The sequence below is a fragment of the Bradyrhizobium sp. NAS80.1 genome (assembly GCF_001908205.1).
Classification (GTDB): Bacteria; Pseudomonadota; Alphaproteobacteria; order Rhizobiales; family Xanthobacteraceae; genus Bradyrhizobium.
Map to the genome: position 1 here is coordinate 38,714 of NZ_LGHL01000057.1, position 20,181 is coordinate 58,894.

At 63.4% G+C, this 20,181-nt stretch carries 25 protein-coding genes and 1 tRNA gene; 18 read left to right on the plus strand and 8 right to left on the minus strand.

Annotation, left to right across the window (positions count from 1 at the left end; all coding sequences use genetic code 11):
* Positions 1 to 88 precede the first annotated feature (88 nt).
* Positions 89 to 943: a LysR family transcriptional regulator gene (locus AC629_RS14615; RefSeq protein WP_084805416.1), complete on the plus strand. Its 855-nt coding sequence runs from the start codon at positions 89 to 91 to the stop codon at positions 941 to 943.
* A gap of 96 nt (positions 944 to 1,039) precedes the next feature.
* Here the strand turns inward: AC629_RS14615 and AC629_RS14620 are convergent, their stop codons facing one another.
* A complete protein-coding gene (locus AC629_RS14620; protein ID WP_084805417.1) occupies positions 1,040 to 1,525 on the minus strand; it encodes a MarR family winged helix-turn-helix transcriptional regulator in 486 nt (161 codons plus the stop codon).
* A 102-nt stretch (positions 1,526 to 1,627) separates the two neighbouring features.
* On the opposite strand from AC629_RS14620, the gene AC629_RS14625 reads away from it, so the two are divergent.
* The 6 genes from AC629_RS14625 (at position 1,628) to mctP (ending at position 6,737) form a co-directional block, all read left to right on the plus strand.
* Positions 1,628 to 2,791, plus strand: coding sequence for an MFS transporter (locus tag AC629_RS14625; RefSeq protein ID WP_084805418.1), 1,164 nt, complete (start codon positions 1,628 to 1,630; stop codon positions 2,789 to 2,791).
* Positions 2,792 to 2,945: 154 nt separating this feature from the next.
* Positions 2,946 to 3,248: an alpha/beta fold hydrolase gene (locus tag AC629_RS14630; protein WP_084805419.1), complete on the plus strand. Its 303-nt coding sequence runs from the start codon at positions 2,946 to 2,948 to the stop codon at positions 3,246 to 3,248.
* Positions 3,249 to 3,546: 298 nt separating this feature from the next.
* The gene (locus tag AC629_RS14640) at positions 3,547 to 4,038 is read left to right on the plus strand and encodes an aminoacyl-tRNA deacylase (protein ID WP_084805458.1); all 492 of its coding nucleotides are present in this window, start codon (positions 3,547 to 3,549) and stop codon (positions 4,036 to 4,038) included.
* Positions 4,039 to 4,132: 94 nt separating this feature from the next.
* The gene (locus AC629_RS14645) at positions 4,133 to 4,555 is read left to right on the plus strand and encodes a CBS domain-containing protein (protein WP_084805420.1); all 423 of its coding nucleotides are present in this window, start codon (positions 4,133 to 4,135) and stop codon (positions 4,553 to 4,555) included.
* Positions 4,556 to 4,876: 321 nt separating this feature from the next.
* Positions 4,877 to 5,113, plus strand: a complete 237-nt coding sequence (locus AC629_RS14650) for a DUF3311 domain-containing protein (RefSeq protein WP_084805459.1) — start codon at positions 4,877 to 4,879, stop codon at positions 5,111 to 5,113.
* 70 nt (positions 5,114 to 5,183) lie between these two features.
* Complete coding sequence (gene mctP / locus AC629_RS14655) at positions 5,184 to 6,737, plus strand: monocarboxylate uptake permease MctP (RefSeq protein ID WP_084805421.1); 1,554 nt, start codon at positions 5,184 to 5,186, stop codon at positions 6,735 to 6,737.
* Between the two features lie 83 nt (positions 6,738 to 6,820).
* On the opposite strand, the gene AC629_RS14660 is transcribed toward mctP, so the two are convergent.
* On the minus strand, positions 6,821 to 7,123 hold the full coding sequence (locus AC629_RS14660; protein WP_084805422.1) for a Dabb family protein: 303 nt from the start codon (positions 7,121 to 7,123) through the stop codon (positions 6,821 to 6,823).
* 28 nt (positions 7,124 to 7,151) lie between these two features.
* Positions 7,152 to 7,877: an SDR family NAD(P)-dependent oxidoreductase gene (locus tag AC629_RS14665; protein ID WP_210419043.1), complete on the minus strand. Its 726-nt coding sequence runs from the start codon at positions 7,875 to 7,877 to the stop codon at positions 7,152 to 7,154.
* A gap of 226 nt (positions 7,878 to 8,103) precedes the next feature.
* On the opposite strand from AC629_RS14665, the gene AC629_RS14670 reads away from it, so the two are divergent.
* From AC629_RS14670 to AC629_RS14685, 5 genes are read left to right on the plus strand one after another with little or no spacing between them, the layout of a single operon-like run.
* Positions 8,104 to 8,502: a cupin domain-containing protein gene (locus tag AC629_RS14670; RefSeq protein ID WP_084805423.1), complete on the plus strand. Its 399-nt coding sequence runs from the start codon at positions 8,104 to 8,106 to the stop codon at positions 8,500 to 8,502.
* Between the two features lie 57 nt (positions 8,503 to 8,559).
* Complete coding sequence (locus tag AC629_RS14675) at positions 8,560 to 9,777, plus strand: ABC transporter substrate-binding protein (RefSeq protein WP_502693014.1); 1,218 nt, start codon at positions 8,560 to 8,562, stop codon at positions 9,775 to 9,777.
* 17 nt (positions 9,778 to 9,794) lie between these two features.
* Entirely contained in the window at positions 9,795 to 10,361 is a 567-nt protein-coding gene (locus tag AC629_RS14680; protein WP_210419044.1) for an SDR family NAD(P)-dependent oxidoreductase, read from the plus strand.
* A complete protein-coding gene (locus tag AC629_RS49840; RefSeq protein WP_283808475.1) occupies positions 10,306 to 10,539 on the plus strand; it encodes an SDR family oxidoreductase in 234 nt (77 codons plus the stop codon). The genes AC629_RS14680 and AC629_RS49840 overlap by 56 nt, the downstream gene beginning before the upstream one ends.
* A gap of 33 nt (positions 10,540 to 10,572) precedes the next feature.
* Complete coding sequence (locus tag AC629_RS14685; RefSeq protein WP_210419045.1) at positions 10,573 to 11,409, plus strand: IclR family transcriptional regulator; 837 nt, start codon at positions 10,573 to 10,575, stop codon at positions 11,407 to 11,409.
* A 145-nt stretch (positions 11,410 to 11,554) separates the two neighbouring features.
* On the opposite strand, the gene AC629_RS14690 is transcribed toward AC629_RS14685, so the two are convergent.
* The 5 genes from AC629_RS14690 to AC629_RS14710 form a co-directional block, all read right to left on the minus strand.
* On the minus strand, positions 11,555 to 11,749 hold the full coding sequence (locus tag AC629_RS14690) for an autotransporter domain-containing protein (protein ID WP_084805426.1): 195 nt from the start codon (positions 11,747 to 11,749) through the stop codon (positions 11,555 to 11,557).
* Positions 11,743 to 12,033, minus strand: a complete 291-nt coding sequence (locus AC629_RS50165) for an autotransporter outer membrane beta-barrel domain-containing protein (RefSeq protein WP_349531107.1) — start codon at positions 12,031 to 12,033, stop codon at positions 11,743 to 11,745. Before AC629_RS50165 ends, AC629_RS14690 begins: the two co-directional genes overlap by 7 nt.
* Entirely contained in the window at positions 12,030 to 13,016 is a 987-nt protein-coding gene (locus tag AC629_RS14695) for an autotransporter outer membrane beta-barrel domain-containing protein (RefSeq protein ID WP_349531106.1), read from the minus strand. The genes AC629_RS50165 and AC629_RS14695 overlap by 4 nt, the downstream gene beginning before the upstream one ends.
* A 198-nt stretch (positions 13,017 to 13,214) precedes the next feature.
* Positions 13,215 to 13,291: transfer RNA gene (locus tag AC629_RS14705), tRNA-Arg, on the minus strand.
* A 204-nt stretch (positions 13,292 to 13,495) separates the two neighbouring features.
* On the minus strand, positions 13,496 to 14,995 hold the full coding sequence (locus AC629_RS14710; RefSeq protein WP_143199138.1) for a sensor histidine kinase: 1,500 nt from the start codon (positions 14,993 to 14,995) through the stop codon (positions 13,496 to 13,498).
* A 349-nt stretch (positions 14,996 to 15,344) separates the two neighbouring features.
* Here AC629_RS14710 and rpmH point away from each other — a divergent pair, with 349 nt between their 5' ends.
* The 6 genes from rpmH (at position 15,345) to argB (ending at position 20,093) form a co-directional block, all read left to right on the plus strand.
* Positions 15,345 to 15,479, plus strand: a complete 135-nt coding sequence (gene rpmH, locus AC629_RS14715; protein WP_008542748.1) for a 50S ribosomal protein L34 — start codon at positions 15,345 to 15,347, stop codon at positions 15,477 to 15,479.
* 27 nt (positions 15,480 to 15,506) lie between these two features.
* Positions 15,507 to 15,917, plus strand: a complete 411-nt coding sequence (gene rnpA / locus AC629_RS14720; RefSeq protein WP_084805427.1) for a ribonuclease P protein component — start codon at positions 15,507 to 15,509, stop codon at positions 15,915 to 15,917.
* A 16-nt stretch (positions 15,918 to 15,933) separates the two neighbouring features.
* Positions 15,934 to 17,787 (plus strand): membrane protein insertase YidC, encoded by a 1,854-nt coding sequence (gene yidC, locus AC629_RS14725; protein WP_084805428.1) that lies wholly within the window; start codon positions 15,934 to 15,936, stop codon positions 17,785 to 17,787.
* Between the two features lie 176 nt (positions 17,788 to 17,963).
* The gene (gene yihA / locus AC629_RS14730) at positions 17,964 to 18,617 is read left to right on the plus strand and encodes a ribosome biogenesis GTP-binding protein YihA/YsxC (protein WP_084805429.1); all 654 of its coding nucleotides are present in this window, start codon (positions 17,964 to 17,966) and stop codon (positions 18,615 to 18,617) included.
* Entirely contained in the window at positions 18,614 to 18,982 is a 369-nt protein-coding gene (locus tag AC629_RS14735; protein ID WP_143199139.1) for a DUF423 domain-containing protein, read from the plus strand. The genes yihA and AC629_RS14735 overlap by 4 nt, the downstream gene beginning before the upstream one ends.
* 223 nt (positions 18,983 to 19,205) lie before the next feature.
* Positions 19,206 to 20,093 carry an acetylglutamate kinase gene (gene argB / locus AC629_RS14740; protein ID WP_084805430.1) on the plus strand — a complete coding sequence of 296 codons (888 nt, stop codon included), beginning with the start codon at positions 19,206 to 19,208 and terminating at the stop codon, positions 20,091 to 20,093.
* The last annotated feature ends 88 nt before the right edge of the window (positions 20,094 to 20,181 follow it).

Genomic DNA, 20,181 nt, shown 5'->3' on the forward strand with positions numbered 1-20,181 from the left:
TGCAGAGTTGAGGCAGCCTAGCGAAAGCTTGACCATAACTAAATTGGATGCTTCGATATTTCAGAGATAACAAATTCGGATTATTAAGATGACTACGCTTGATGTGGACTCTGTCCAGGCGTTCGTCGCCATAGCCGATCTACAGAGCTTCACCCGCGCGGCCGAAGCGCTCGGAACCACACAGGGCGCTATCAGCGTGAAGCTTAAGCGGCTTGAAGACCGGCTCGGCCAGCGGCTCATCGAGCGGACGCCCCGCTCGGTACGCCTGTCGGCGCAAGGTGCCGTGTTCCTCGTGGGCGCGCGCGAATTTCTTACTGCTCACGACCGTGCCATGGCGGGCCTTTCGGCAGGACCTCGCCGCTTCGGCCTCGGCATCGCAGCCCATGTCGCCGGACCGGAGGTGCCGACCCTTTTGGCCCGCCTCAACGCCCACGATCCCGGCCTGACGATAGAAGTGCGGATGGACAATGCGCGCGTGCTGCTGGACGCCTTCGATCGCGGCGAACTCGACGCTGTTATCATTCGGCGCGAGGACGACCGGCGCGATGGCGAGGTTCTTGGGCCGGAGCATTTCGGCTGGTTCGCTGCCCCGCAGTTTGAACATCGTCGGGGCGAACCGTTGCGGCTAGCTGCGCTATCGCCCGCCTGCGGTGTGCGCGACATTGCCACCCGCGCGCTGGACAGTGCTTCCATCCCCTGGACGGAGATCTTCCTTGGCGGCACGTCATCGATGGTAACGGCCGCCGTCTCGGCCGGCCTCGCCATTTCGGCCTTTTCGCGTCGCCTTGCGCCTCCCGGCACGATCGAGGTCAGCCAGCGCTTCGGCCTTCCGCCGCTTCCCCCCTCCGAGATCGTGATGTTCTCCACGCTCACCGACCTGAAATCCCGTGAAGCTCTGCGGACGATCGCTGCCGGCTTCCGCGACCATCGACCGAGTTCGTGAGGGAAAGAACAGCATGCCCCGCTTCGTTGTCATTCATGGAGCTTGGCATGGCAGCAGGTCCTTGGATCGCGCTGCGCTGTTGTCAGAGGTCGCCCGTCATCGTATCGAGACGAGCATCTTCTCCAGCAGGGCGGACAATCGCGCCTGCTCGCCATCGTTGAGCCCGGACATGATTGCGTGCTGGTTCGCGACATGCGCCGTGACCGCTTTGTCAATGAGGTCGAACCCGGACGTGGTCAAGGCGACGAGCGTGCCGCGCCCGTCCGCCGGATTGGGGCGGCGTTCGATGAAGCCCGCCTTTTCCAGCCGGTCGATGCGGTTGGTCATGCTGCCCGACGAGATCATTGCGGCTTCGTAAAGTGCGGTCGGCGTAAGAGCATAGGGTGAGCCGCTGCGTCGCAGCGTCGCCAGCACGTCGAACTCCCCCGGCTGGAGGCCGAAGGAAGCGAAGACCGGATTCAGCCACTCGCGCGTGACGATGAGCACGACCTCAGCCAGACGCCCCAGCAGAACCATCGGTCCTGTCGCAAGATCGGGTCGCTCCCGCGCCCATTGCTCCGCAGCCCTCCTCGCCCTGTCCATCGCCGACCACCTATCTTGACATCGAGATACATATCTCTACATCAAGATAGATAACAATCGTTACCTTTGTCAAAGGCCTGGTCGATCCAGGCGGGAGTCCCCATGACATCAGTGCAAGCCCGGCTGGCATTTCCGGCCACGATCCTGCTTGTCGGCATCAATCTGCGTCCGACGATCGCGGCGATCGGCCCTTTGCTCGACGGCATCCAACGCGACACCGGGCTGAGCGACAGCGGCGCCAGCCTGTTGACGGCTCTGCCCGTCGCCCTGATGGGTATCTGCCTGCTCGGCACGGGCCGGCTTCAGCAGGCTATCGGACGCCACCGCGGCGTCGCTGTCGGGCTGGTTTTCATCGGGTTGGCCTGTCTGGCGCGATGGGTCTCGCATGGCATGGGCACATTGCTGGCAACGGCGATTCTGGGCGGTGTGGGCATCGCCATGGTGCAGGCGTTGATGCCGGCCATCATCCGCGAGCAGGCTGGCAATCGATCGGCCGGCCTTATGGGGCTCTATTCGACCGCCATCATGGGTGGAGCGATGGTTTCGGCGGCGGCAAGTCCATGGATCGGTAATCTGGGGGGATGGTCCGTCGCGCTGGGGATTTGGGCCCTGCCGGTTGTCGCAGGCTTGTCGGCATGGCTGATGCGCGGCCACGTCAGCAGGACAGGAAATGCGTCTGATGGTTTTGGGATCTACAGGAAGGCGCGCGCCTGGCTGTTGCTTGCCTTTTTTGGATTTGGGACCGGCGCCTACACGCTTGTGCTGGCATGGCTGCCGCCTTTCTACACCCAGCTCGGATGGCCGGCGACGGTGGCAGGTGCGATGCTGGGCGCGCTGACCTTCGCGGAGGTGATCGCGGGCATCGCGGTGTCGGTCTGGATCGATCGCTTCCCGGATCGTCGCCCGGCATTGTTCCTCGCAATCGCTGCTCTGCTGGCCGGGCTGGCCTGTCTCTGTCTCGCGCCGCTCGCACTGGCCTGGCCGGCGGCGATATTGGCTGGCCTCGGCATCGGCGCACTGTTTCCGCTATCGCTGATCATTGCCATGGATCATGGCACCAACGCCGCCGAGGCCGGCGCGATCGCGGGCTTCGTGCAGGGTGGCGGCTATCTGCTGGCGGCGCTCCTTCCCCTGGTTGCCGGCCTGCTCCGGCAGGAGTTGAGCGATCTCACACCGGCATGGCTGTTAATGGCCGGCCTCTGCGTGGTTCTGGCGGGTATGGCGCGTCGCTTCCGGCCCGGCGACCGCATTGCTCTTTCCGCCTGATCGAAGGTGATCCCATGGCTTTCTACAATGCATTCTCCCGTGGCAATTACTTCATGGCCTTTGGCGAGGGCCGCCCGATCCTGCTCCTGTCGCCCGACTTGAACAGACCTGGCCATCGCTTGTCTCGCCGGCCTTCCAGGCCACGGCGGAAGGAATGCGAACCTATCAGATCTGGCACGGCATCGCCGCCACGACGGACGGGCGTTCGCTGGCGCATGTCGCACGGGGAATAGGTGGGTTCGACGTGCGCGACCGCCTCGCGACTCTGCCGATGCCCGCCCTCTTCATTGCGGGATATCTCGACAGGATGTCGGTCCCCGAAGAGAGTCAGAGAATGGCGAGTGCCGCGCCGCGCGGGCATTATGCGTGCATCGGGGGCGCGGCTCATATCTCGAATGTGGATTCCGCCGAAGCCTTCACCGATCGGCTGATGGCGTTTTTGGTTCCTGAAGCTTGAGGCATCCAGCGCTCTGTTCTCTCGCAGCGCGTCGAGGTCGCCGATAGCGAAGTTCGCATCATGGGATCGAGGTCAGAACTGCTGCGAACGCTTGTGGCCGCTTCCAGCGGGAAATCAGCGGCGTTCGGCGTTCATAGTTTTGTACCGAAGTGGCGCGCCCGGAACGATTCGAACGCCCGAACCAATTGCGGCATTCGAGGGCAAAGCCTATGCTGAAGTCCGGCAATCACGCGGCCGCCCATCGTGGGGCGGGGGCAGCCTCACGGTGGATGGCTCGCATACCCATCCGGAGGACGCCATGTCCATTGCTCCCACGCTGCACCGATATCTGGCTGCAGAGAACATCCAGTATGCCGAGATCCCGCACGATCTCACCATGTCATCCACCCGTACGGCGCAGGCTTGCCACGTCTCGGGCGATCGTCTCGCCAAGGCCGTCGTACTGCGGCATGACGGCGGCTATATGCTCGCGGTCGTACCCGCATCGCACCATCTCAACCTGCCCGACTTGAAAGAAAGGCTTGGCGAGGATCTCGTGATGGCCAACGAAACCGAGATCAACCGGCTGTTCGCGGATTGCGCGCACGGCGCCGTGCCGGCCGTCGGCCGGTGCTACGGGCTCGATCTCATCGTCGATGACAGTCTCCGGGCCCAGCCCGAGGTCTATATCGAAGCCGGCGATCACGAGACACTGCTCCAGCTCACGCATGCGCAGTTCGAGCACCTGACGGCCAATGCGCCGCATGGACGCTTCAGCATGCACGACGGACGCGGCACGTCGACGAACTGATCCTAGCGACGCCTTCGTCGCAGCGCGCGTGCGGTCGCGCGCGGTTCGTTGTATCGTCACATCGCGGGGGCTGCGTTCACAACGGAGGTCCTCCATGAAGGTCAAGGAAGTAATGCACAAGGGCGTCGATTGGGTCAGCCCCGACACCCCAATCACCGAGATTGCGAAGTTGATGAATGGGCACGACGTCGGCTGCATTCCGATCGGCGAAGACGACCATTTGATCGGGATGGTGACCGATCGCGACATCGTCTGCAAAGGCCTTGCGAGCAAGGACTTCAACGCCGCGCGCATGACAGCGCGGGACGTGATGACCGAAGGCATCCATTGCTGCCGGGAAGACGACGACCTAGCGAAAGCCGTGCATCACATGGAGACGCTGAAGGTCCGCAGGCTGCCCGTGATCAACAAGAGCAAGCGGATGGTCGGCATGATCAGCCTGGGTGATGTCGGCCAATCCGCCACCGCGGATCTGTTGACCCAATGGGTCAAGAGCGTGTCGGCTCATCATCATTGAGACAATGCCGCCTCATGCGGAACTGCGTCGGATCGCTCACCGAACCCGCCGCCGGCGAACGGGCGGCGGGTGATCCGTCATTGGCATCCAGCCATTGTGACAGTCGACGCGTATGCCGTTGTGCTGCAATGCGGCTGAAGGCTCGCCATAACCGAAAGAGGGATGGAACTCGGGAACAGGTGATGCGTTACGACGACGCGGATGAGAAGGCTGCGTGGGAAGGTGACGAGCCCCGGCTTTCGCTGCCGGGATCATCGAGATAGCTTCGCTACAGTCCGCTTCATTGACCGGCATCGGCGCACCTCGGTGAAGGAGGTCTGCATGTCAAATGGCGTCGGTTCGAAATCCAGCATCCAGCAAGCAGCCACCGGCCGCACCGTATGGAGCTGGTGGTATCTGCTCTTCCTCATTCAATTCGTCGCCGTTCTCTGGCCACCGTTCTACAACGTGGAAGAACCTGACTTCATCGGCATTCCATTCTTCTACTGGTACCAGCTTCTCTGGATCATCCTTGGAGCCATCCTGACCGCAATCGTCTATTTCGCAACTGAGGACTAGCCGCGCCCGCGGGCGCGATCACACAGGAGGGAAGACGAATAACGAAGGAGGGCCAATCGGGAGGAATGCCGTGCAGGACGTAAACTGGACTGCGTTGAGCATCTTCGTGGTGCTATTTGCCCTGATCACGTGGCTCGGCTTCGCTGCAGCGCGGTGGCGCAGGGGCGACCTCGATCAGTTGCACGAATGGGGCCTGGGCGGACGCCGCTTCGGCACAATCGTCACCTGGTTCTTGATCGGCGGCGACCTCTACACGGCCTACACCTTCATTGCCGTTCCGGCGCTGGCTTTCGGGGCCGGCGCGGTCGCCTTCTTCGCTGTCCCGTATACGATCGTCGCTTATCCCATTCTCTTCCTGTTTTTTCCGCGGCTTTGGTACGTCTGCCACCGGCACAACTACATCACGGCCGCCGACTTCGTCCGCGGGCGCTTCGGCAATCGCTGGCTCGCACTGGCGATGGCGGTCACCGGCATCGTCGCGACGTTGCCCTACATTGCGCTCCAGCTTGTCGGACTTCAGGTCGTGATCGGAGGGATGGGCGTTTCCGGCGAGGGCTACAGTGGCGACCTGCCGTTGCTGCTCGCGTTCATCATCCTCGCTGCCTTCACGTATTCCAGCGGACTGCGGGCCCCCGCGTCAATCGCCATCGTCAAGGACATCCTGATCTACGTCACGGCGTTCGCCGCTGTCGTGGCCGTTCCCATACAGCTTGGCGGCTTTGAAAAGATCTTCGCAGCCGTACCGGACTCGAAACTCCTGCTGGCTACGCCCGGCGCCAATACGACCGGCGCGTACGGCGCATACGCGACGCTGGCGCTCGGATCGGCGTTTGCGCTCTTCCTTTACCCCCATTCGATCACGGGCATCCTGAGTGCCAGCAGCGGACGCGCCGTTCGACGCAACGCGGCACTTCTGCCGGCTTATTCATTCATGCTTGGCCTGCTTGCACTCGTCGGCTTCTTCGCGATTGCCGCAGGCGTCGGCAATCTTCCCGAATACGCAACCGGCTTCAGACAGTTCGGCAACAACTTTGCGGTGCCGGCGCTGTTCCTCCACACCTTCCCGTCATGGTTTGTCGGCATCGCCTTTGCCGCCATCGGCATCGGAGCGCTCGTGCCGGCTGCGATCATGTCGATCGCTGCCGCCAATCTCTACACGCGCAACATTCACCGCGAATTCATCAACGGTGCGCCCACCGACAAGCAGGAAGCGCAGATGGCAAAGTGGGTGTCGCTCATCGTCAAGTTCGGCGCGCTGGCCTTCATCGTGTTCGTGCCATCGAAATTTGCGATCTACCTGCAGCTCCTCGGTGGAATCTGGATCATCCAGACGCTGCCTGCCGTGATGCTCGGCGTCTACACGCGTTGGTTCAACGATTGGGCGCTGGTCGTCGGATGGGCCGCGGGAATAGTCGCAGGCAGCGCAATGTTCGTCGCCGCGAACCTCACCCCGACCTATGCTCTTGCGGTAGGCGATTTCACCTTTCCCGGCTATTCGGCGCTGTACGCCGTGATCCTCAACCTCATTCTGACAATCGTCCTCACGCCGCTGTTCAATCTCGTCCGCCACACGTCGGCCGATGAGACTCTCGCGGCCGAGTATCGGGCGCCGTTGCGAACCTGAGGAAGCATCGCCCGGCTCGACGAGCCGCGACGGTGGCCAGAGCGGTGCCTTGCGGTCTCAATCCCGATCGTTTCGGCGAGCCCTCACGAGAGGGTCTGGATTTCGCTATCGCAAACCACCAGACGCGCGATGAAACCGGCCATATAGGCCTTCATTTCCTGGTGAACCGAGCTGACCTGATAGCGATCGTGAGCGGCCGAATCGGCAAATGCGCCTATGACAGCATACTCCAGCCCGTCGGAGCGGCTTGCCACGTTACGCTGAAAATCATAGTCGGCGACGCCGTCGCATTCCGCCCTGATGCGCGCGCAATAGTGCCGGACGCGCTCATGGAATTGCGCATCGGCATCACGACTGAGCTGCATCATTACCACGTGCAGGAACATCAATTTGCAGGCGCGCTGGGCGCCCCCCTTACATACGCGCCAGGAGACCGCCGTCGATCGCGAGCACATGCCCATTGACGAACGCGGCGGCCGCCGAAGCCAGGAACACCACGGCCGGAGCGACATCCTGCGGAGTCGCCCAGCGGCCGGCCGGCACAGCCGAAGACAGGAAAGTCTGGAACTGCGGATTGTCCTGCAAGCCTTGCGTGAAGTCGGTGCGCACAAAGCCCGGCGCCAACGCATTGCACGTGACTCCGCGTGCGCCATATTCAACCGCCAGCGCCCGCGTGAATGCGGCGATAGCTCCTTTGGCGGTGGCGTAGGCGGCGATGTTGGGCATGGCGGCCTGTCCTGCCACCGAAGACATCAGCACGATGCGCCCGAAGCCGCGTTGCGTCATGCCGGGCAGCACGGCGCGAGCGCAATTGAACGCGCCATTGACATGGACATTGTGTAAGGCCTGCCACTCGTCCAACGACATCTCCACCACGGGCTTGCGGTTCTGGTTGCCGGCATTGCTGACCAGCACATCGATGGGCAGGCCGTCGGCCTCAAGTTGCGCCAGCGCCTTGGCGACGCCTGAACCGTCGGCTACGTCGAAGGCCAAGCCGCGGGCCGCGATGCCCTCTTGAGCCAACTGCGCCGCCGCCTCCTCGCAGGCCTGCGCGCTCAGGTCGTTGATGACGACGCGCGCCCCAGCCAGGCCCAGACCGCGTGCAATGGCGAACCCCAACCCGCGTGCTGCGCCCGTCACGAGCGCTGCTCTCCCCCCCGAGACCAAAGGTCTCGCTCAGGTAGTCATGCTTCAACTTTTGTCCCCTCGGTCATCGAGGCCGACCTCTTGCCGCCTGACTCCCCCTTCGGAGCGAGCCTGCGTCGCAGCGTCCGCCTTCAACAAAGTCGCAAGATATAAGACTATTTACAAATACTCAATGGAGAGAATATCATTAAATCTCCAACAGGAATTTGGAGGAGACACCATGGCTTTGGAAACACCCGGCCGCCCTGACCTCGACGCGCTGCACCCGCTGGCGTCGCGCTTTCTGAAAGTGGGCGAATTACCCTGGAAGCCCACGCAAGTGCCCGGCATCGACATGAAGGTGCTGATGCAGGACAAGGAGACCGGCCTGCTGACCGCATTGTTCCGCTGGCAGCCGGGCACCGAATTGCCGCTGCACGAACACGTGGAAGTGGAGCAAACCTTCGTACTTGAAGGCTCGATCGTTGATGAAGAGGGCGAGGTTAGTGCCGGCGACTATGTCTGGCGCCCCCGCGGTAACCGCCACATCGCGCGTTCGCCGAATGGCGCCCTGGTGTTGAGCTTCTTCCTGAAGCCGAACCTGTTCATCGACGCATTCGCCGGCCAGACGCTGGAATAGGCGCACCCACGTGCCCGGTCAGCATAGGCCGGCGCTAAAGCCAATCCCCGAGGAAACATGCCCATGCAATTCAAATACAAGAACGTCGTTGCCGCCTGCCTGCTCAGCGCCCTGCCAATGGCGGCACACGCGCAAGTGTCCGACAATGTCGTCAAGATCGGTGTGCTGGGCGACCAGTCCGGCATGATGGCCGATCTCTCCGGTCAGTTTGGCGTCGAGGCGGTCAAGATGGCGGTGGAAGACTTCGGCGGCACCCTGCTCGGCAAGCCGATCGAAGTCGTCTCGGCCGATCACCAGAACAAGGTGGACACCGGCTTGTCCATCGCGCGTCGCTGGTACGAGAATGAAAACGTCGACATGATCCTGGACGTGCCGAACTCGGCCATCGCGCTGGCTGTGCAGGATCTGACCCGGCAGAAGAGGCGCGTGGTGATATACACCAGCGCCGGTTCGGGTGAGTTGACGGGAAAAGCCTGTTCGCCAAACGGCATCCACTGGACCTACGACACCTATGCCTATGCGACCGGTGTGGCCAGCGGCGTCACGGAGGACGGCGGCAAGAGCTGGTTCTTCGTCACCTCGGACTACGCATTCGGCCATTCGCTCGAACGCGATGCCTCAGCGGTGGTGAAGGCCAGGGGCGGCGAAGTGCTGGGCAGCGTCCGGCACCCGATCTCGACCTCCGACTTTTCGTCCTTCCTGCTGCAGGCTCAAGCTTCGAAAGCGCAGGTCATTGGTCTGGCCAATGGCAGCGGCGACACCATCAACAGCATCAAGCAAGCGTTTGAGTTCGGCATCATGGGCAGCAAGCAGCGGGTGGCCGCGCTCTTCATGAGCATCGTCGACGTGCGCAGCCTGGGCCTGGAGTATGCACAGGGGCTGAACCTGGTGGAGCCGTTCTACTGGGACCAGGACGATAAGGCGCGCCAATGGTCCGAACGTTTCTTCAAGCGCACCGGCCGCATGCCCTCGATGGTACAGGCCAGCAATTACGGCGCGACCATGCACTACCTGAACGCCATCAAGGCGGCCGGCAGCGATGCATCCGAACCCGTATTGAAGAAAATGCATGAAACTCCTATCAATGATTTCATGACCGACAACGGCAGCATCCGCGCAGACGGCCGCGTCATGCGCGATCTTTATCTGTTCCAGGTCAAAAAGCCGGCGGAATCGAAACGCGACTGGGACTACTACAAGCTGGTGCGCAAGATCCCCGCCGAGCAGGCATTTCGACCGCTCAACCAGGGCGCATGCCCGTTGGTGCAGCAATGAGCGCGGATGCTACCGGCTTGCTCGCCGGGAAGCGCGCGGTGGTGACGGGCGGGGCCAACCCGCGCGGCATCGGCGCGGCGATCGTGGAGTTGTTCCTCGCGCAGGGCGCCAGCGTCGCCGTGCTGGACAGCGCCTACCCCGCCGCCCAGCAACCTGTCCTATTGGACCGACGCGTCAACCTGCATTGCGATGTCGCTGATATCGCGTCCTGCGATCAAGCCATAGAGGCGGCCGTCTCCGCGCTAGGCGGCATCGACGTACTGGTGAACAATGCCGGCATCGTGGCCGCCACGCGCATCTGGGACATGCGCGACGATGAGTTCCGCCGCATGATCGAGGTCAACCTCACCGGGACCTACAACATCACGCAGGCGGCGTTGCCGGCATTGATGCAAAGCGAGCGCAGGCCCGCGATCGTCAACCTGGGATCGACTGCAGCTCTGCGGGGCGGCGGCCTGCTGGGCGGCTCGCACTACGCAGCTTCCAAGGGGGGGCGTCATCAGCTTCACCAAGGCCCTGGCGCGCGAATTGGGACCACGCGGCATTCGCGCAAATTGTGTGGCGCCCGGCATCATCGAAACTGATATGACTCTCGGAAAATTCGGCGATGATTGGGAGCGGGATCTGAAACAAGGCATTCCGCTGCAACGCTTCGGCTCGCCAACCGAAGTGGCGCAGGCCATCCTGTTCCTCGCATCCGATCTCTCTTCCTATTCAACCGGCATTGTGGTCGACGTCAATGGCGGCTTCCACATTCACTAGGTAAGCCAACACGCAATGAGCTCTCCAGATCGCATGCTGTCCATTCTGGACCTCTTCCGCGACGACACGACCGCCGTGTTCCAGGAAGATGTCATGGCGCATCTGGAGTGCTCCCGCGCTACTGCATATCGTTACCTGAAATCGCTGACCGAAAGCGGGCTGCTGACCCCCACTGCGGGCGGCGCCTACGTGCTGGGCTCACGCATCATCGAACTTGACCGCCATCTTCGTCAGCACGATCCCCTGATGCGCGCGGCGCGCGATGTCATGCGCGCCGTCGGCGACGAGCTGCATGCCAACCTGATGCTTTGCAGTTATTACGGCGACAAGGTCATGTGCGTAGACCGCTACTGGCCCGACACCTCCATCGAGTCGAGTTACACGCGCGGACGACCTTTTCCGATGTTTCGCGGAGCAACGGCCAAGCCCATCCTGGCAAATCTACCGCCCTATCAGTTGCGCAACCTGATGCTGTGGCATGCGAACGAAATCCGCAGCGCGGGGCTGGGCGAAAACTGGGATCAGTTCCGCTCCAACCTCAAGCGCCTGCGTAGCGCCGGCGCGTACGTCTCGCACGGCGAGGTCGATCGTGGGCTTCTGGGAATCGGAACGGCTATCTTTAGCCCCGAGCAGAAGGTTGTCGGCAGCCTGGTCTTCATCACGTCGGAGGCGCGTACGCCACCCGAGCGTCTGGCACTGCTGCAGGCGCGCATCCAAAGCGCCGCCAAGCAAGTCTCCCAGAACCTGCACTCCCCACGCGCGAATAGTTCTGCAATCGGCATTTTGCCCTCGCGACCGCGCCGCCTGAAATCCCCCGCCGGCACAGATGCTGCCGACGCGGCAATCGCAAGGCTCTCGAAACGGCCATGAAGGGTAAAGCGCGTGCTCCGCGCAGGCGGAACTGCGGCGTTTCAGTTGTGATCCCTATCGGTCAGCGATCGCTATCTAGCGTCAGACCCTCCACGGAATTGCACCGGTCTCGGAAGAGAACGAGATGACGGGATTGCCACGGAACTCATTCCACAGATTCAGTGCGAACCCAGGCGGTGATGGTGCGCGGCGTGTCATCGATATTCCAGGTGCGTCCGAACCGCGCACCGATCCGGCCGAGCAGTGAATCGACATCGGCAAACCGGACCTGCGCGCCAATGTCGGAAGCGCTGTTGATATTGATGTTCTGGTAGGCCAGCTGCGCTTGCGCCCTCACCATTGATAGCGCAGGCCGGCGGTGCCTTTGACGCCGTTGCGCTTGCCGCCGCCGTCGTTGCTGATGGCGAACTGATAGCCGGCATCGGCATAGGCGGAGAAATGCGCGTCGATCTTGGTGGAGAAGCCGGCATCGACATCCATGTACTGCGCGTGCGAGATCAGCGGCACGCGGTCCACCCCGAACATCGTCGTCGGGTTGCCGTCAAAGTCGGCCCAGACATTGGCGCGCACATAGGGCTGCCACACCTGCCCACTGTCGGTGGTGATGGTCCACTTGCCCTTCAGTCCGAGCCGCGCGGTCGTGCCTGAGGCCGTGCCAGCGCCACCGGACCGAGCCCGTCAAAGCCGGAATCAAAGCTGACCCACTGCCACAGCACTTGCGCTTGCGGCTCCAGCACAAAACCCGGCCCCAACATCGGCAACGCGATCGGATAGCCGCCCTCGAGCGAGGAGATGAAGCCGGACCCCGTGGTATCAAGACGCGCGAACTCCGTGCTCGCCGAACCACCATAGCTCGTGCCCTGCAGCACCAGGTCGAGATACCAGCCTTGAGGCCCGTAGTGGGTCCAGTACGCGCCGCCCGAATAGGCATTGAGGTTGAGGCCGCCGGTATGCTGCAGCACGTAAGCCGTCGCTGATGGGTTGGTGACAAGGCCAGTGACATCGACATTGGCGTTGCCATAGGCAAAATAGAGGCCGCCATAATCCTTATGTCCTGATATCAGGCTGTCGCTGCGCAAGACATCGAAACCGACCTGGAAGCCGGCGAGCCGACCATCGGCGCGCGGATCAGCGAAGGCCTGATAATGGTTGTCGATCTGCTGGCCGAACGCCCGGCCCCAGACCGCCGGACGCCAACCCTCCGGGCCGCAGTCGGTCGGTGGGGCTTTGGTATAGAGGGGCGGCGCCTTGGTGTAGACGGGTTGTTGCGCCGGCTGACACGGCACGCCCGCCTGATAATAGAGCGCGCCCATGCGCTCATCATGGGTGCCGAGCATGCCGCGCCCGAGCTGCTGCGCGATCGGCTGCACCACGCCGTAAGTGGCAAGCTCCGGCCCGATGATCGGGAAGGTGCCGGGGCCGGGCGTTGGCGGCGTCGGCGGCAACGGCCCTGGTGGCTCCGGCGGCTGTGGTCCCACAACAAAGGTCGAGCGCAGATACCAGTTCTCTGGATTGCTGCCGTCAACTCCGCCGTGGAACAGGCGGTAGTCAAAAGCGCCGCCGCGCAGCTCCGGATTGGCGAGCGTGAAGGCTCCCGCCGTGGTCATCCCCTCAAGAGATCGCAAGCGATCTGCAGATCTCGCGGGCAACGGTGCGGAATCAGATCAAGGCGATCTTCGGCAAGACCGGGCCCATCGACAGAGCAAGCTCGCCGTGCTGATCGCCCGGCTCAGCTTGAATGCTGATCCGAGATCGTCCATCGCTCTAGGGATCTACGGAACTCCGCAGTGAAAGCGGAGCCAAAATGGCGCGCCCGGAACGATTCGAACGTCCGACCCTCAGATTCGTAGTCTGATGCTCTATCCAGCTGAGCTACGGGCGCGTGTTTCGCAAACAGCGATTGCGGGCGTGGCCCGCGACGCTTCTCCCGGAGGGCCGGGAGGGGTGCGAAAGAGCGCTCTGACTAACCGCTCTTGTCCCGATTGGCAAGGTCTGCATGAGCGGTATTTTGGAGCATTTCCACCTCTCGATTGTCATTCCGGAGCGCGACGAAGTCGCGAGCCCGGAATGACACAACGGCCGTGCCCTACGCCCTTGCCCGCTCGTTGCGGATGGAGAGCAGTTCCACAGGGCGGTCGGGGATGACGATCCGGAAAGTGGCGCCGATGGTGCCTTCGACGAGGTGAATGTCGCCGCCATGGGCGCGCACCAGCTCGGCGGCTATGGCAAGGCCGAGGCCGCTACCGCCGGGACGACCGGAGGTCTGGAACGCCTCGAACAGGTGGTCCCGGGTCTTCTGGGGCACGCCCGGGCCGGTATCGGAGACCTCCAGGATCGCGACGGCGCCTTCGCGCTTGCCGGTAATCCGGATCTGCTGCGCGCCGCCATCGCCCGAGGAATGGCTTTCCAGCGCCTGGGCAGCGTTTCGGACGAGGTTGAGCAGCACGCGGAACAGCTGGTCGGGATCGGCATCGATCACGAGCCCGCGCTCGATCGCGGCGACCCAGGCGATCGAGGCGTCGCTGGCGAGCCCCGCGGTCTCGCGCACCTCCAGCACGACCGGCTCGATCAGGATCATGCGGCGGTCGGGCGCGGCCTCCTGGGCGCGGCCGTAGGACAGCGTCGACTGGCAGAAGGCGATGGCGCGCTCGAGCGAGCGCACCAGCTTCGGCGCGAAGCGCTGCACCCGCGGATCAGGCACGCTGGCGAGCTGGTCCGACAAGAGCTGCGCCGACGCGAGCAGGTTGCGCAGATCATGGTTGATCTTGGAGACGGCCAGGCCAAGGGCGGCAAGCCGGCTCTTCTGGTGCAGCATCGACATCAGGTCGCGCTGCATGTCGGACAATTCGCGCTCGGCCACCCCGATCTCGTCGCTGCGCTGGCTCGGCACGATGATCCGCGCCGAGCTCTCGGGGTTTTCGTGGAAGCCGACCAGGCTCGCGGTCAGCCGCCGCATCGGTCGCACGAAGAGGTAATGCAGCGCGAGATAGACGAGGCCCGCGGTGAGCACCCCGATGATCAGCGCAACCACAACGAGGTTGCGCGAGAATCGATACATCGACTGCCGCAGCGGCAGCTCGTCGGTCACGATTTCGATAAACTGGGCATTGCCAACACCGGGCCCCACGATCCGGATCGCCTGGTTGCCGGTCTCCAGCATCATCCGGAACGAACCGGTGATCGCCTCCCAGGCCGTCATGTCGCGCAGGTCGATGTCATGCTCGATGGCGGCCGGCAAATTGTCGCTGGCGAGCAGCCGGCGCTGCTGGCCCATCTTGATGGCGACGGCGCGGGCATTGATGCTTTTCAGGATCTGGCGCGACAGCGATTCGGGGACCATGCCGAGTGGCGCCGCATCCAGCACCAGCGCCGCCGTGTTGGCGGCCGCCACGCGGTCGTTGAGCCGGTTGACCCAGAAGTTGGCGATGGCGGGCACATAGAGTAGGACGGCCGCGATCATCACCAGGGGAACGGTGAGCAGCAGCAGCTTGCCGGACAGGCCGAGCCCGCTAGACCCGCGCGGCCGCATCGCCGGCTGGTCCGGCTGATCCTGATCGTGGATCGGCTGGAGGTCTGTCGCTGCCACGAAATTCGCCCTCGCTGCTCGGCGGATGAAGGATGCGGCCGGGCCCCTGGTCCGGTCAAATTACGGATCGCTAATCTGCCAAGGTGGGATGTAAGCGCTGACATCGCGAGTCGCCACCTCAACGGTTTAAAACCCCGCACAAACAGCGATATTCACCGGTGTCGTGCGCTCTTGCGGCGTTGACGAAAAGAAGGCGCTCCCTTATAAGCCGCGCAAATTGTCCGCGATGACCCGGTGTGACACCGGGAGCGGCTCTCTTTGGGGCCGAAAAGGGCCCATTTTGGGCCGCATCTTCAGGACTTTACCATCAATTCTACAGGCAAATTGCCCGGTCAGCGGAGAAAAAGCCGTGAAGCGGACTTATCAACCCAGCAAACTCGTGCGTAAGCGCCGTCACGGCTTCCGTGCCCGCCTCGCTACTGCCGGCGGCCGCAAGGTCCTCGCCGCCCGCCGCGCCCGCGGCCGCAAGCGTCTGAGCGCCTGAGCCGGACCCCCTTTTTGGGATTTCATCATGGATCGGCTGAGGCAGCGGGCGGATTTCCTCGCCGTTGCCAATGGCGCGCGGGCGAATAGCCCCGCGTTCGTCCTGCAAAGCCGCCGCCGCGACGACAGCGGCCCGATCCGGATCGGCTTCACCGTTACCAAAAAGAACGGCAACGCCCCCGAGCGCAATCGCATCCGGCGCCGGCTTCGCGAATTGGTGAAGCGGCTCGATCCGGTGTCGATGCAGCCCCATCATGATTATGTGCTGGTTGGCCGAAGGGACGCGCTCTCGCGTGACTTCGCCACCATGCTCGACGATCTGCGCATAGCGTTCACGAAGCCCGCGCGGCATACGCCCAAAGGACTGTCCAAGGGACCGGCGAAGGGACGCGGCCAGAGGCCAGGTGCCACCGCCGCCGCCAGCCGCAAACCGGATTGATGACGAGACCCTAGAGATGACCGACAATCGCAATACCATCCTCGCCGTCATTCTGTCGGGCCTGGTGCTGATCGCCTGGCAGTATTTCTACAACGTGCCGCAGATGGAGAAGCAGCGCGCCCAGCAGCAGGTGCAGGCCGAGCTCCAGAAGAATGCGCCGCAGCCAACAGCCACCGCGACGCCGGGCGCCGCGCCGCAAGCCGGTGGCGCGACCCAGCCGTCAGCGGCTCCGGCCGCGAACCAGCAGGCCCAGCCGGTCGTTGCCCGCGACACCGCGATTGCGGCCAGCCCGCGCATCAAGATCGACACGCCGCGGCTTGCCGGCAGCGTTTCGCTGAAGGGCGGACGCATCGACGATCTCGCGCTGGTGCAATACCGCGAAACGGTCGACCCGAGGTCGCCGCCGATCATCCTCTATTCGCCCTCGGGCACCGCGGAGCCCTACTACGCCGAGTTCGGCTGGGTAGCGGCAACGGGCGTGACGGTGAAGATGCCGGACGCTCAGACCGTCTGGCAGCAGGACGGCAGCGGCAGCCTGACGCCTTCGACGCCGGTGGTGCTGAAATGGGATAATGGCGAGGGCCTCTCCTTCCGCCGCACCATCTCGGTCGACGACCACTATCTCTTCACCGTCAAGGACGAAGTGAGCAATGTCGGCAACGCGCCGGTCACGCTCTATCCGTTCGCGCTGATTTCGCGCCACGGCACGCCGCAGGTCTCGGGCTACTACATCCTGCATGAAGGCCTGATCGGCTATCTCGGCGACCATGGCTTGCAGGAATACGCCTACAAGAAGATCGACGAAGCCAAGAAGGTGAACTTCAAGGCCACCAATGGCTGGCTCGGCATGACCGACAAGTACTGGGCCTCGGCGCTGCTGCCGGACACCAGCGCCCAGATCCAGGCGAGTTTCTCGTCGAACCCCGTCGGCAACGTCCATACCTACCAGACCGACTATCTGCTCGATCCCGTCACCGTCGCGATCGGCGGCACCGCCACGGCGAACGCGCGGCTGTTCGCCGGCGCCAAGGAAGCCGGCGTTGTCGGCGTGTTCCCGTTCGCCGGCCTCGGCGGCTACAACAAGGCGCTCGGCCTGAACCATTTCGATCTCTTGATCGACTGGGGCTGGTTCTACTTCATCACCAAGCCGATGTTCCTCGGCCTCGACTTCTTCTACCGCTTCTTCGGCAATTTCGGCATCTCGATCCTGCTCGTGACCGTGATCGTGAAGCTGCTGTTCTTCCCGCTGGCGAACAAGTCCTACGCCTCGATGGCGAAGATGAAGTCGATCCAGCCGCAGCTTCAGGCGCTGAAAGAGCGCTATCCCGACGACAAGGTGAAGCAGCAGCAGGAGATGATGGAGATCTACCGCAAGGAGAAGATCAACCCGGTCGCCGGCTGTCTTCCCGTGGTGATCCAGATCCCCGTGTTCTTCTCGCTCTACAAGGTGCTGTTCGTCACCATCGAGATGCGGCACGCGCCGTTCTACGGCTGGATCAAGGACCTCTCCGCGCCGGATCCGACCAACCTCTTCACCCTGTTCGGCCTGATCCCGTTCGATCCGACCACGCTGCCGGTGTTCGGCCACTACCTCGCGCTCGGCATCTGGCCGATCATCATGGGCATCACGATGTGGTTCCAGATGAAGCTGAACCCGACGCCGCCGGATCCGACCCAGCAGATCATCTTCAACTGGATGCCGCTGATCTTCACCTTCATGCTGGCGGGCTTCCCGGCGGGCCTCGTGATCTACTGGGCCTGGAACAACCTGCTCTCGGTGATCCAGCAGAGCTTCATCATGCGCCGCAACGGCGTGAAGGTGGAGCTGTTCGACAATCTCAAGGCGACGTTCGCAAGGAAGGCGACGTAGCGAGCGTCGCCGTTTGTTGGCGGGCGTAAGTGCCTCCACATCGTCATGCCCGGGCTTGTCCCGGGCATCCACGTTTTGGAGGGTGCCACACCGATAGGCGTGGATGGCCGGGACATTTGAACGGGAAGATGCGCTTCGCGCTTTTGCCCGGCGATAACGAGGGATGAGGCCTTCGCATGACCGACGACAAAGATGCGAAGCTGATCGAAGCCGGGCGAAAGCTGTTCGCCCGCGACTGGCAGTTCATCTGGGCCTCGCCCTCGATTGAAACTCTGCCGCAGATGACGGGGCTCGAGATTGCCTTTGCCGGCCGATCCAATGTCGGCAAGTCGAGCCTGATCAACGCGCTCACCGGCCGCAACGCGCTCGCGCGCACCTCGCACACGCCGGGCCGCACCCAGGAGCTGATCTTCTTCGAGGTCCCCGGGAAAAGTGACCTGCGCCTCGTCGACATGCCCGGCTATGGCTACGCCAAGGCGCCCAAGACACAGGTCGCGTCCTGGACCGAGCTGATCCACAAATTCCTGCTCGGACGCGCCTCACTCGCACGCGTCTACGTGCTGATCGACGCGCGGCATGGCCTGAAGGACGTCGATCTCGAAGTGCTCAAGACGCTCGACCGCTCGGCCGTCAGCTACCAGATCGTCCTGACCAAGGCCGACCAGGTGAAGGCCTCCGAGCTTCAGTCGCGCATCGCCGAGACGGAGGTCGCGCTGGCAAAACATCCGGCCGCATTCCCGAACGTGCTCGCGACCTCGTCACGGAGCTCGACCGGCATGGCCGAGCTGCGCGCCGCGATGGCGAAGCTGCTGGAAGAGCGGGCCTCGTGACGGCTGCATTCCGCCTGTTGCTTGGGCTTGCCGGTTTGATGGGCGCTTGCGGCGTCGCGCTCGCTGCCGCCTCCGCCCATGGCACGGAAGCGAGCCGGCTTGCTTCCGCCAGCGCCATGCTCCTGTTTCATGCAACTGCCATATTGGCCTGCGTCGCATTGCTCGCGCGCGGCCTTCTGCACGGCGGAATTGGCCTCACTGCCGCGTTCGGCTTCGTGCTCGGCGCCGCGCTGTTCGCGGGCGACCTCACCTTGCGGCAATTTGCCGGCCATTCACTGTTTCCGTTCGCGGCACCGACCGGCGGAACGCTGATGATTGCAAGCTGGCTGGCAGTGACGCTCGCGGCGGCGGTGGCGCGGAAGTGACGCTCGTGTCCCGGACGCGGTGCGGCACCTAAAGCGCGTTTACGCGCGTCTTCGACGCGCTATGGTGACGCTCCGCAGAGCCGGGACCCTGCAGCCACATGGGCCCCGGCTCTGCAGCGCACCGCTGAAGAAGCGCTGCGTCCGGGGCACGAAGACCGCTTTGCGCCTCGCCCGCCAATCAGATAGAACGCGGCCCGACAGTCCCGCCAGCGAGATCCGCCCCATGACCGAAATCTCCCCGCTCGACCAGGCCCGCATCCTGTCCGAAGCGCTGCCGCACATGCAGCAGTACGACGAGGAAACCATCGTCATCAAATATGGCGGCCATGCCATGGGCGACGAGGAGACCGCGAAGAACTTTGCCCGCGACATCGTGCTGCTGGAGCAGACCGCGATCAATCCGGTGGTGGTGCATGGCGGCGGACCGCAGATCGCGACCATGCTCAAGCGCCTCGGCATCGTCTCGGAATTCGCCGCGGGCCTGCGCATCACCGATGCCGCGACCATCGAGATCGTCGAGATGGTGCTCGCCGGCTCGATCAACAAGCAGCTCGTCGGCTACATCAACGAAGCCGGCGGCAAGGCCGTCGGCCTCTGCGGCAAGGACGGCAACATGGTCACCGCGTCGAAGGCCACGCGCACCATGGTCGATCCGGACTCGCATATCGAGAAGGTGGTCGATCTCGGCTTCGTCGGCGAGCCCGAGAAGGTCGATCTCACGCTGCTCAACCAGCTGATCGGCTACGAGCTGATCCCGGTGCTGGCGCCGCTCGCGACCTCGAAGGAAGGCCAGACCTTCAACGTCAACGCCGACACCTTTGCCGGTGCCGTCGCCGGCGCACTCAAGGCCAAGCGCTTGCTGCTACTCACGGACGTGCCGGGCGTGCTCGACAAGTCGAAGAAGCTGATCCCGCAGCTCTCGGTGAAGGATGCGCGGAAACTGATCGCCGACGGCACCATTTCCGGCGGCATGATCCCGAAGGTCGAGACCTGCATCTACGCACTCGAGCAGGGCGTGCAAGGCGTCGTCATCATCGACGGCAAGATGCAGCACGCGGTGCTGCTGGAGCTCTTCACCAACCAGGGCACGGGAACGCTGATCCACAAGTGACGAGCGAGCGCGAGCAGCGGAAAAAGGTCGTCATGCCCGAGCTTGGCCCGGGCATCCACGCCTCTCCGCACATACGGTCATCCGTGGA